The 12584-nt window shown below is 50.2% G+C and carries 9 protein-coding genes; 5 read left to right on the forward strand and 4 right to left on the reverse strand.

From position 1 onward, the window contains the following. The first annotated feature begins 22 nt into the window (after nt 1-22). From A7E48_RS04935 to A7E48_RS04950, 4 genes are all read left to right on the forward strand, one after another. A complete protein-coding gene (locus A7E48_RS04935) occupies nt 23-1294 on the forward strand; it encodes a sensor histidine kinase (RefSeq protein ID WP_083147204.1) in 1272 nt (423 codons plus the stop codon). Between the two features lie 39 nt (nt 1295-1333). Next, nucleotides 1334-2023 carry a response regulator transcription factor gene (locus tag A7E48_RS04940; protein ID WP_068170258.1) on the forward strand — a complete coding sequence of 230 codons (690 nt, stop codon included), beginning with the start codon at nt 1334-1336 and terminating at the stop codon, nt 2021-2023. A gap of 112 nt (nt 2024-2135) precedes the next feature. Then, complete coding sequence (locus A7E48_RS04945) at nt 2136-2936, forward strand: ABC transporter ATP-binding protein (RefSeq protein ID WP_068170259.1); 801 nt, start codon at nt 2136-2138, stop codon at nt 2934-2936. Continuing rightward, nucleotides 2933-5569 (forward strand): FtsX-like permease family protein, encoded by a 2637-nt coding sequence (locus A7E48_RS04950; RefSeq protein WP_068170260.1) that lies wholly within the window; start codon nt 2933-2935, stop codon nt 5567-5569. Before A7E48_RS04945 ends, A7E48_RS04950 begins: the two co-directional genes overlap by 4 nt. Nucleotides 5570-5617: 48 nt before the next feature. Here the strand turns inward: A7E48_RS04950 and thrC are convergent, their stop codons facing one another. Next, a complete protein-coding gene (thrC, locus tag A7E48_RS04955) occupies nt 5618-7051 on the reverse strand; it encodes a threonine synthase (RefSeq protein WP_068170262.1) in 1434 nt (477 codons plus the stop codon). Between the two features lie 74 nt (nt 7052-7125). Beyond that, complete coding sequence (locus A7E48_RS04960; RefSeq protein WP_068170265.1) at nt 7126-7992, reverse strand: hypothetical protein; 867 nt, start codon at nt 7990-7992, stop codon at nt 7126-7128. Between the two features lie 144 nt (nt 7993-8136). On the opposite strand from A7E48_RS04960, the gene A7E48_RS04965 reads away from it, so the two are divergent. Beyond that, complete coding sequence (locus A7E48_RS04965) at nt 8137-9186, forward strand: hypothetical protein (RefSeq protein WP_068170269.1); 1050 nt, start codon at nt 8137-8139, stop codon at nt 9184-9186. Nucleotides 9187-9289: 103 nt separating this feature from the next. Here A7E48_RS04965 and metG read toward each other — a convergent pair whose 3' ends face one another. Together metG and serA are read right to left on the reverse strand one after the other, a co-directional pair. Continuing rightward, nucleotides 9290-10834: a methionine--tRNA ligase gene (gene metG / locus A7E48_RS04970; protein ID WP_068170271.1), complete on the reverse strand. Its 1545-nt coding sequence runs from the start codon at nt 10832-10834 to the stop codon at nt 9290-9292. 83 nt (nt 10835-10917) lie between these two features. Continuing rightward, complete coding sequence (serA, locus tag A7E48_RS04975; RefSeq protein WP_068170272.1) at nt 10918-12513, reverse strand: phosphoglycerate dehydrogenase; 1596 nt, start codon at nt 12511-12513, stop codon at nt 10918-10920. Between the last annotated feature and the right edge of the window lie 71 nt (nt 12514-12584).

Here is a 12584-nt window from a genome sequence, read left to right on the forward strand (position 1 = left end):
AGCGTTTTCCTAGACTAGAGAGGTGTCGAGTCCTGCCCTTCGCTCTGATTTTTTCTACCGCCATCGTACTGCCCTGAATGCAGTGTTCATCGCTGTCATGCAGTGTCTTACCATGCCCCCGGCATTTGCCATCGTCGCTTCTACCAACCAAACGGTGTGGGGCGTTGCCCTATTTTTCGTTGCAACTACTGCCTTATATTTCCGGTACAGCAGGGCTAAACTCGCGCTCATAGCAGTGGTGTTTTCCATGGCATTCTCGATGTTTCTCGCCTATCCCGTTTTTACGACCTGGTGGCCAGCGCCCGTCATGGTCTACCATTTCGCCAGACATGGTCGACTCAAGCAACGCCGTCTTATTTTAGCGGGAGCAATTCTTGCTTCATTCCTGGGCGGTCTAACCCTCTTGAAACTCGTCAACGGCTATGGATGGACGCCGCTAGAGCACATTCTCTTTACCGCAGTAGGAACTTTTGTTTGTCTGGCATTAGTACTCATCCCCTGGCTGGTAGGAAATACTTTGCGACTGAGCGAAATACGGCAACTGCAGCTAGAAGAAAGAACCAGACAGCTGGAGTACGAGCGAGAACAAGAAAGACAGTTGGCAGCGCAAGACGAACGTGCTCGCATCGCACGCGAAATGCACGATATCGTAGCGCACTCGTTATCGAGCATTATTACCCAGGCAGATGGAGCACGATACGCAGCTCAGGCTGAATCCACGACTTCTTCCAACTCAGAAGAAACTCAGAAGATTTCATCCTATCCGCCGACCGAATCCGTAGAGATCCGCGCCCTTGAAACGATTTCTTCCACGGCTCGAGAATCATTGGGGCAAATGCGTCAACTTCTTGGAGTTCTGAGAACCACTGAGGGAACGAGATTGGAGCCATTGCCAGCCCTGAGAAATATTCCCCAATTAATAGAACAGATGCGAGCTGCCGGATTCAACGTGGCATTTAGCGATACCATCAGTGAATCAGAAATTGCTGACCTTCTCCCCTCAGGAGCCGAATTGGTTGCCTACCGAGTGGTTCAAGAATCATTGACGAATATCAGAAAACATGCGGCATCAGCAGACAAAGTTGAGGTGACGCTCTCCGCTTACCATGAGTCGTTGACAATACGTATTAAAAATTCACCTCCAGCCCAAACCGATGAATCGCTACCAGGATCCCGCCGGGGTCTCTTGGGCATGCGAGAGAGAATCAATTTGTATCAGGGCACCCTGCATTACGGTGAGCTCGCAGACGGCGGATTCGTCTTGGAGGCAACTATTCCAACTCTCATTCGGTAATGAAGAAACTGATTTTATTAAAGGCAAAGAGGTTCACCCATGAATGATTCCTTGAAAATTATGCTCGTTGATGACCAGTTCTTGGTACGAAATGGGCTTAGCATGCTCATTAATTCTCAACCGGATTTCCACGTTGTAGCTGAAGCTTCCGACGGCGAGGATGCCCTTTCTCAGTTTCTCCAATTACAGCAGGAGAATCGTGAGCCCCACATTGTAATGATGGACGTTCGAATGCCCCAGATGAATGGGCTGGAAGCTACCGCGCATATTCTCCGGAGCTCAACCCGCGCCAGAATTATTATGCTGACTACTTTTGATATAGACGACTATGTCTTTGAGGCGATCCGTCTGGGAGCAAGTGGTTTTCTCCTCAAGGATGCTCCACCGGAAGAACTACTCACCGCTATACGCACAGTTCACCGGGGCGACGGCGTCATTGCCCCATCCGCAACCAAACGGCTCATGGAGAAAATGGTACCCCTAATAACCAAGCCGTCAGATAGCACCACGACCCCTCATCTGGAGCGTATTGCTTCACTCACCGGTCGAGAACATGAGCTTCTGCTACTCATGGCACGGGGCATGACAAATAAGGAGCTCTGTGAATTTCTGTTTCTGAGTGAAGCAACCGTTAAAACACATGTTTCACATATCCTTGCCAAGCTGGGAGCTCGGGACAGAGTACAAGCTGTGGTTATGGCGTATGAAGCTGGGCTGATGAAAAACTAGCCAGAGAGAGGCCGTCATCATACTAGAGAATGACTTTCAAAAAATATTTAAACCTTAAGCTTCAGACTAGAGTGCGATGTGTTCCCTGACCAGCTAGTTCATTATTAAAAGTATGACAGCTCACTCATCTTCAGACTTCTCCTCTCGTCCCCCTAGTTCAATTCCTCAGTCCGTTGAATATTCCGTGGTGGCAAAGAATCTCAGTAAAACCTATGGAGCTAGCGGAAATAACGTTCGGGTTCTCAACAATCTCGATGTTGCCTTCCCACAAGGGCAATTTACCGCCATCATGGGAGCTTCTGGTTCAGGTAAATCTACCCTCCTTCATGTGCTTTCCACCCTTGATACTGCTGATGAAGATACCAAAACATCAATAATGATTGATGGCAACGAACTGTACGGTAAGAAAGATGCGGAACTGTCCCGGTTTCGTAGCGAAAAGATTGGCTTCATTTTTCAGGCATTCAATCTCATTCCCACTCTGACCGCTGAGCAGAATATCGAGTTGCCAGCAGGATTATCTGGACAAAGCGTTGACACTCTCTGGAAGAATCAACTCATTCGTTCGCTGGGGCTCAGTGAGCGACTCGCCCATAAACCTGCAGAATTATCAGGTGGACAACAGCAGCGCGTTGCTATCTGCAGAGCACTACTTACCCGCCCTGCCGTTGTCTTTGCAGACGAACCCACAGGAAATCTTGATACTCATTCAAGCCGAGAAGTGCTTGAACTTCTCCGAGAAGCTAGTCAGAAATATGGGCAAACCATTCTCATGGTGACCCATGACCCTCAGGCTGCCTCCTACGCAGATTGTGTAGTGCTGATGAAGGACGGCGCGCTGGTCAACCAGGTTGATAATCCCACCCGAGAATCCGTGCTGGACGCTCTTACCGAGTTGGGAGAAGAACAGTGAAATCACAAGTTACTTCATTGAGAACCGTAGCTGTATCGCAGCTCGTCAGCGAGCGCTCGAAACTATCTTTGACCGCGTTAGGCATTACTCTGGCTGTTCTTTTTCTGACGGGGATTTTTATTGTCAATCAATCTACAACTGCAGCTCTTGAAGAAGATGCAACTTCTCTCTATAAAAATTCCGATTATGTAGCTCAAGCGCCGGGAAGTTTTTATGGGGACACTGATAAAGGCGAGGATTTTCTGTCGGAGCAAGTACTCCGAGATATTGCTGATTCACCAGTGGTGAAATCAAGTTGGCCTCTCTATAAACGAGAAGAAAGCCTGCAACTGGTAGAAAATAAGACTGCAATCATGACGCGTTCCAATTTTCCTGAAGATTCCTCAATATTTCCCTGGTCTATTGATGGACGTGCGCCTACTGCTTCCAATGAGGTTTTGATTTCCTCTCAAACCGCTGAAGAATACGGGCTGAAGGTAGGCAATCATTTTCCAATGACTGACCTTGCGCTCAATTCTGAAACAGGGGAAGTGAAAGATTCAGAACGAACAATCGTGGGTATCTTTCAGGTAAAGCAACCTAATTCCTCTGCGGCTCGGTCAGTATTCGAAGGCGGTTCAGCTTTCCAAAAGAATCTAGATAAATTGGCTCTTGATAGTGCTGGGGCAAGAGATGCCTCTGGAACTCGTCAGGTTCTTCTTGAGCTACAGGATCCACACGATAAATCTGCCGAAGTACTTAACTCCTTATGGGCAAATATTGAGTCTAAGCAACGTCCGGTACTTTCATCAGTTGAGGCTCAAATCCAACAAGCAGTACGCAACCAGAGCCAGGGCGTCAACGTCCAACTGTATGTGTTGCTCGTCTTTGGTGGATTAGCTTTATTGATGTCTGCCTTTGTAATTGCCAATACTTTTCATGCTCTGGCAGCTCAACGAGTTCCTCAGCTAGCTCTACTCCGTACGTTGGGGGCATCCAGCACCACTGTATTTTGGCTTCTCATGCTTGAAAGTCTGATATTAGGTGCAGTGTTCTCAGCAGTAGGGGTTTTACTGGCATATGTTTTAGCGTTTTGCCTCAGCAAGATTTTTCAAGATTTCACCATTGATTTCTCTGCCAGTGCTGGACTCATCGGATTTTTGGTAGGGGTTTCGATGACGCTTCTAGCAAATTTGCTGCCCACCTGGAAAGTCTTCAAGATCTCTCCCCTGGCGATGTTTACTTCCGTCAGTGCTCGCAGTTCTGAACGAGCTATCTCGCCTCGCGTGGCACTCTTAGGATTGCTACTCAGCATATTAGGAACCGGGTTATTTGTAGGAGGAAATACCAGCGACCAAACACTATTGATTCTCGCAGGCTGTTTTTCCCTGATGCTGGGATGGGTGTTGCTCTTCCCTCTCATCCTTCGCTGGATTATTCAGACTTTCAAGTGGGGAGCATCTCCCTTTTCAAATCGTGCTTTGGCTTCTCAGAACGCTGTGCATTCGGCAACACGCACTGCAGCTACCGGGCGCATGATATTTTTATCCACAGTGCTGATAGGAGCGGTGCTGATGGGGTATTCCTCCATGAAAACTACAATTTTCACTGCGCTGGATGAATGGTCACCTGTTTCGCTAACAGCCACCATGAGCCCAGATAGAACAACCCCCTCACTCACCTACTCTTCAGTCAGCAAGGAAGTACAAAACCTTTCCCAAAAGGTGATTCAGTTAGAGAATCTTCCCACGGTTGAATCAGCCCAGGTCGTTAGCCCCGCAGGTACATTACTATTAGATTCCCCAGCTCAACCTGGTTTCTTACCAGTGGCGTACGCGGCTGACTGGACTCACTTGCAACAAACCGTACCGGTTGTCAGTGAGTTACTTCAAGACACTCATACAATCGTCATTAATAAGGATTTTGCTGAGGCAAATAACGTTCACGATGGCGAAAAGATCTCGGTGCAAGGAACAGAATCGAATGCAAATTTCACGGTGAGGTTTACCTCTGCAAACATCCCATTTCCACTCATTTCTTCGAAAACCCAGCAGGAGCTAGGTCATCCCACACAAGAATTATTTTCAAAGAATAATGTTTATCCTACGGTTTTCTTCAAGACAACGCCCGGCGCAGGATTCTCTGCGATTCAGGAAGATATGAATGTCATCGCCCAGACTTTGGGGATTCCTTTTCAAGCCCTCAGTGGTGGTGCACTCGAAAGGAATTCTATGGAAGAAAACCTCAATAAAGTCTTGATGGCATGCTTTATCTTGCTCGCTGCAACCATTCTTATCTCCTGCGCAGGAGTAGCAAACTCAACCACTCTCAGCACTATCCAACGATCTCAAGATAACGCTCTGTTCCGAACCATTGGAATGCCCAGTCAAAGACTTCAACAACTCATCTCAACAGAAATCCTGATGATTTCTCTTGTTGCGGCAGTACTTGGATCGCTGGTGGGGGTCTCTATCTGTGCGATGGGATTGCAAATCTTAGCGGTTGAAGATTTAGCGGTGAAGTATTCTTTCCCCTGGATAGAGATTCTTGCAATGATATGTACTGCAATTTTGCTGAGCTGGTTGGCAGCCCTTACACCCGCACAACAAGCCGCAAAAATTTCACCCATAGAAGCCCTACAGCATACCCGCTAAACACCAAAGAGCCGGCCCCCGCGTTTGCGGGGGCCGGCTCTTACTTGTTTATTCGGTTGCGTTTTCAGCGATGTATTTCTTTACCGCTTCGGCATCATTGGGCATATCGACCACAAAACGGTCGGCATCCATAATCTCTGCAAAACGAGAGGGGATCTCGGGGTCTTTACCGATAGCTTCGTTGATGGTCTCAGCGAATTTCACCGGCAGAGCGGTTTCCAAACACACAATGGGCGTATCCACCTGGTTACGTACATCGCGGGCTACCTTCACGCCATCAGCAGTATGAGGGTCAATCAGCACCCCGTTCTTTTCTGAGCAATCGCGAATTGTCTGAACGCGATCCGCATGAGTCGACTTTCCAGACATGAAACCGTAGCGATCTGCCAGAGTGGAGAAAACGTCGTCCGCTGATAGGTCAAAGCCACCGGTTTTGACTTTCTCTCCAAAGAGTTCGCGCACGCGGTCGGCGTCGCGACCCAGTGCATCGAAAACAAAGCGTTCAAAGTTGGACGCGCGGGAAATATCCATCGACGGGCTGGACGTCACGAAAGTATCCGCCGAGCTACGTACCCGGTAATCGCCCGTCTTGAAGAATTCGTCCAACACGTCATTCTCATTGGTTGCCACAATCAGCCGGTCAATCGGGAGACCCATTTGCCGGGCAATATGTCCTGCACAAATATCGCCAAAATTGCCGGTCGGAACGCAGAAAGATACTTTTTCCTCGTTCGAGTCAGTCGTACGAATCCAAGTTGAAATGTAGTAGACCACCTGCGCCATCAGTCTCGCCCAGTTGATGGAATTGACGGCACCAATGCGGTGCTCCCGTTTGAAGTCTGCATCTGCTGAAATCGCTTTGACGACGTCCTGGCAATCATCGAACATACCATCGAGCGCAATATTGAAAATGTTGGGATCGTCCAGACCAAACATCTGAGCTTGCTGGAAAGGAGTCATGCGGTCTTTTGGAGTCAGCATAAAGACTCGAATTCCGTCGCGACCGCGCATCGCGTATTCGGCAGAGGATCCCGTATCACCCGATGTCGCGCCCACAATGGTCAGCGTGTCTTGGCGGCGTTCAAGCTCATATTCAAAAAGCTCGCCCAAAAGCTGCATCGCCATATCTTTGAACGCAGCGGTGGGGCCTTCCGAAAGATGAGCAATAAAGATACCCTCTTCCAGCTGGCTCACCGGAACAATATCTTCATGCGCAAATTTGGGCGTGTTATAGGCTCGCGCACAAATACCCTTGAGATCGTTCTTGGGAATATCATCCACGAACAATTCCAATACCTCAGCGGCAAGAGCGTGATAGCCCTCCTGCTCCAGAACAGAACGCCACTTCGTCAGTTGTGCATCATTGAGCACCGGGTATTCAACGGGCAGGTAAAGTCCGCCGTCCGCAGCTAGACCAGCAAGAAGAATATCGCAGAAAGAAAACGGAGTTTGCGAGGAATCGCGCGTGGAGATGTATTGCATAGTCCTAGGTTATCCTGTGTCGGGGTGAAGGGGCATCTGCGCCCACCATGTGGGCTTTATCCCTCTGCCAGCACCTAAGAAGTCGATGTGGCATCTGTCGGCTGAGCTTGTTCCACAGGGGATGATTTTTGTGGATTTTCGCGATCTTTCACCACGTTTTCTTGAGATCGCTGTTGAATCTTCTCAAAGTCATCTGCAAAACGCTTGACTCTTTGATAAACAGCCTCGAAATAGGTGTTTTCAATATCATGCACGTGTGAATCAACATTATTAGATTCGCGGCATTCAGCGTCGGTTTGGGCAACCTTTACTCTTTGCGATTGCGGAAGGGTAAGCGCGTAATCAGACGCCGATTCGAAAGTGGTGAAGTCGGTATCTAGGTGGTCTTTCATGCAGGTGCCCCAAGAATTCTCTACCTCTTTGTATGCCGGGTCTTCTCGAACATTTTCACCCACCGACTGCAGTATTTGGGGTGCTAACACTGCCACTTTGAGTCCGTCTTCCACCGAACCGTAGATATATTGCAGGCTTTCAGCAAAGCAACCATCGACTGCTATTTCACCCGAATCAAGTTCCATAAAATGCACAGATTTTGTACCGTGGGCAGGATTCCCCGTGTACGCTTTGAGACCGCGAGCATCATAGGTAGGGGTCTTTTTCTCCTTGGTGGGAGCAGGAAGATAACCATGTTCTTTGAGCTGGTCTGTATCTACCCCGTTGCGCAACGATGTTTGAAGCGAATAGTCCTTCTGCGCTTCGCTATATTTGCCGCCTCGTGCGCTCACACAGCGGCTCACAAAGGCACGACGAGCGTCCTCAGCTTCGGTTGAGGGTAGAGCCCACGATTGAAGCTGGTCAAGATGTTTTGAAGACGCTTTTTCGGACTCAAGATTATCGAAATTTTCTGCGGGGGCGCACGCTGTCACCCCCAATAACAGCAAGAGACTGCTCCCCAAACATAGGGATCTAAGGTGGGTGTGGTTCACACTAACGCTCCGGTGGTTCTCTGAAGGGTTTGTCTCAACTATAGTGGGAGGAAAATAATCTACATAACTGTGGACAAACCCATACCGTGAAAGATGAGAATGCCAGAACCACACCCTCTCACCGGTACGTCCCGTCGTTCCCTCATGCGCATGGCGGCAGTTGGATCGGCGGCAGGGCTCAGTGCCATAGCTGTTGCCTCTGCCCAAGCAGAATCAGCTTCCCTATTCCCCGCAGACTTTTCTTACCCAGAAGTTACCGGACCTTCCTTGACGCTTTGGGGCAGTTCTTCCTTTGACGACGCACGGGTGACTGAAAACGTTCCCTCTGGTTTGGATGCACGCCTAGATGTTCGCCTCAATGCCTATCTGGGGGTACCCGTCCTCAAATTCGGTCGCGGTGGAGAGTCCTCCACCAATATCGCCGCGCGTCGAGGTGTAGCAGGGTATGAGACGGTTCTGGGGTTTTCCAAGAACCTTATTCCTGCCTCGTCTGAACCCATCACGGTGAAACTCACCAACCCCAAAATTGCGTGGAATAACGCCACCTATTTTCCCGGTTTTATCCAGGATATTCCCGGTGTGATTAGCTCCCTGGGGAATTCAGAGGGATACTACACTTTCACACGGTCCCAAGAGGGCAAAGCACGCTATGCCCCGCATGAAACGGGCGCCGCCGATTTTGTTTCCCAACAATATCTGGTGAGCAAATCCTCCCACCACGTTATTCAAATTGGTCGAAATAATCTGAATTTGCAGGATCTCATTCGTAAGAACACGCAACAGTGTTTTGACATGGCTCCGAAGAAATCACTGGTCATGGGCCACTTTAGATATAAAGACGACGCATCTGATTCCGATCGAGCGAAGCAGGTCATCTCCTATAACGCCTGGGCTGCCAAAACTTTTGGGGATAAATTCATTGATCCTGAGAAGTGGATTATTGAAAATACTCAGCAGACCTGGCTGAGGTATGGCGATTTATCCGGTTCCGGTGTGTGGGATAAAAAGACCGATGCCGAAGACGCTAAAAATGGCAAGATTCCACGCACACTGTACGCATCAGACGGCATCCACCTCAACGGCTGGGGATATTTAGCGCTCTCCCGCATGTTAGAAGCAAAAATTAACGAACTAGGCTGGTTCGTCTAAGAATACCGCGGCGTTTAATACAAAGAAGTGCTCCCTCTGTTGAGGGAGCACTTCTTTGTAGCCTGCTCAAAGCGGAAAGCCACCGGGCTATACCTTACACATTTTAGGAATCCGTTTTTGGCTCTTCATAACGAGGGAAGACGGGCGCCGGCTGCGGTAATTCAGTGCCGGGAGTCAGTGTCTTATCCATGGATGAGAACTGACGGTCATCGTCTGCAACAGCAAGCAAATCGAGCATCTTACCCATTGAAGAAGGCATCACCGGCTGAACCAGCAGCGCCACCTGGCGGATAGTCTCAGCAGTCACAAAGAGAACGGTCTTCATTCGCTCTTCATCAGTCTTTTTCAGCTTCCACGGTTCCTGGGCAGTGAAGTAGCGGTTACAATCTGCAATCACATGCCAAATGCGCTCTAATGCTTTATGGAATGCTTGCTGATCGAAATCTACGCGGACGGGTTCCAGCAGAGCTGCGGCGTCGTCAAGCATCTTTTGATCTTCAGCGGTGAATTCGCCGTGCTCGGGCACTACTCCCCCGCAATTCTTGGCAATCATAGATAGCGAGCGCTGCGCCAGGTTGCCCAAGTCGTTCGCCAAATCTGAATTGATGCGGTTTTTGATGCCTTCGGCGGAGTAAGAGCCGTCCTGCCCGAAAGAGACTTCACGAAGCAAGAAGAAACGTAGCGGATCCAGTCCGAAGGAGCTCACCAAATCTTCGGGGTCGACAACGTTGCCTACCGACTTGGACATCTTTTCGCCGTCGACCAGGAGGAAGCCGTGGGCAAAGATTCGCTGAGGTAATTCCAAACCTGCTGACCAGAGGAAAGCGGGCCAGTAGATAGCATGGAATCGAGAAATATCTTTACCGATCATGTGTACATCTACGGGCCAGTACTTCTGGAACAGCTCGCTGTCGGTGTCGGGGAAACCTAGACCGGTGATGTAGTTGGTGAGGGCATCCACCCACACGTACATCACGTGCTTCTCATTGCCGGGAACGGGAACACCCCAGTCAAAGGTGGTGCGAGAAATCGAGAGGTCGTTAAGTCCCCCGCGCACAAAAGAGGCGATTTCGTTGCGGCGGGATTCGGGGAAGAGGAAGCCTTCCTGCTCGTAGAGGGCAAGCAGGCGATCCTGGTATTTAGAGAGGCGGAAGAAGTAGGATTCTTCTTCGGTCCAGGTCACTTCAGTACCGGTGGAAATCGCAAAGCGTTGACCGTCTCGAACTTCGGTCTCGTCTTCTGCGTAGTAGGCTTCATCGCGCACTGAGTACCAACCGGCGTACTTATCGAGGTAGATATCGCCGTTAGCTTCCATGCGCTTCCAGATAGCCTGCGAAGCCGCGTAATGATCTTCATCGGTCGTGCGAATGTAGCGGTCGTAAGAGATATCCAGAGCATCGTCCATGGCACGAAATCGGGCAGCGTTCTTATCTGCCAGTTCCTTCGCCGTCATGCCCAGCTTTTCTGCTGTGGTCTGCATTTTCTGCCCGTGTTCATCAGTACCGGTCATAAAACGTACGTCATAGCCGTCTAGTCGTTTGAAACGCGCCATAACATCGGTTGCGATGTGTTCATAGGCGTGACCGATATGGGGGTCGCCGTTGGGGTACGCGATAGCAGTAGTGATGTAAAACGGGGTTGATGTCATACGTATAACCTTAGCGCGGTAGCGGGATTTTGGGGAATTTTGCCAGGGACGATGCTGGATTTCAGCTGAGGGATCAGATTGGTTTATTCAGAGAGATCCACGCTGGCTGCGCGATCGGCTGCAACAATTTGTTTGACCGATTCGACCACTTCGGCATTCGGTGCCGAATCGAGGGCGTAGACGGCGACGGCTGCGCTCTTATCGTCCCGGCGGGATACCTGCATTCCAGCAATGTTGATGGAGGAGGTTCCCAGTACCGTGGACATTGCCGCAATCATGCCGGGTTTGTCTTTGTACTCAAGAATCAGCAGATGGTCCGTGATGGGGATTTCGAGGTCGTACCCAGTCACATTCGTAATTTTTTGGATGTGCTTGGGGCCGGTTACAGTGCCCGCAACTGAAATCGTGTTGCCGCTATTGAGCGTGGCTGAAAGAATCGTCTCGTTACGGAAATATTCCGTTTCGCTGCTGGTAGCCAAATCGACGTCGATGCCCCGCTGCTCAGCCAAAACCGGGGCGTTGACGTAGGAAACCTTATCGGAAACAATATCGGTGAACACACCTTTGAGCGCAGAAAGTTTGAGTGCCCAAACATCCTTATCAGCTATCTCACCGACCACTTTGACTTCGATGCGGGTCATGGCCTCGCCCTGAGTCATTGCGGTCAGAATACGACCGAGATTTTCTGCTAACGGAACGCCAGGTCGTACGTCCTTATCGATAGCGCCGCCCGCAACGTTGACGGCATCGGGAACCAGATCCCCGCTCAACGCCAAACGCACCGATTTGGCTACCGAAATACCGGCCTTTTCCTGTGCCTCAGCTGTGGATGCACCCAGATGAGGGGTGGTGACCACGTTGGGTAATTCGATAAAGGGCACGTTCTCTGCCGGCTCTTTGACGAAGACGTCGATTGCCGCCCCTGCGATCTCGCCGCTGCGTAGCGCCGCGTCCAAATCAGCTTCATCGATCAACCCACCGCGCGCCACGTTCACTACAAAGGCACTGTTCTTCATCTTCTTGAACGATTTGGCGTTAATCATCCCCACGGTCTCAGGGGTACGCGGCATGTGGATGGTTATGAAATCTGCTTCAGAAATCAGCTCATCGAGCTCGACTAGTTTCGCTCCTAAGGATGCCGCACGAGAGGAAGTCACAAAGGGATCATAAGCAATGATTTCTGTGCCAAAGGCTTTGAGGCGTTCGGCAACCAATCCACCGATTCTGCCCAAGCCGATAATGCCGATTTTCTTTTCATAGAGCTCCACCCCGGTAAAGCTTGAACGCTTCCACTCCCCCTGTTTCATAGAGGCATCTGCAGGAGCTACATTGCGAGCGATTCCCAAAATATGGGCTACCGTGAGTTCAGCGGCAGAAATCACGTTTGAGGTGGGAGCATTGACCACCATGACGCCAGCTGCAGTGGCAGCTTTAATATCAACATTATCTAGCCCTACCCCAGCGCGAGCAATGACTTTCAGGCGAGTGCCTGCGGCAATGGCTTCTCCATTGAGCTGAGTGGCAGAACGAATCATGACGGCGTCCGCCTCAGCCAAAGCGGGAAGTAGTTCGGAGCGGTTGGCGCCGTCGCAGTGTCTAATCTCGAAGTCAGACCCCAAAGCTTCGACGGTGGCGGGTGAGAGTTCTTCTGCGATGAGTACTACAGGCTTGTTCGTCACGGTGACACGTTTCCTTAGATGGTGGGGGTCTTGAAGTAGGATGCGAGGATGAAAACCGCCCTCGGCTATGC

This window comes from Rothia sp. ND6WE1A, from assembly GCF_001683935.1.
GTDB classification, from domain to species: Bacteria; Actinomycetota; Actinomycetes; order Actinomycetales; family Micrococcaceae; genus Rothia; species Rothia amarae.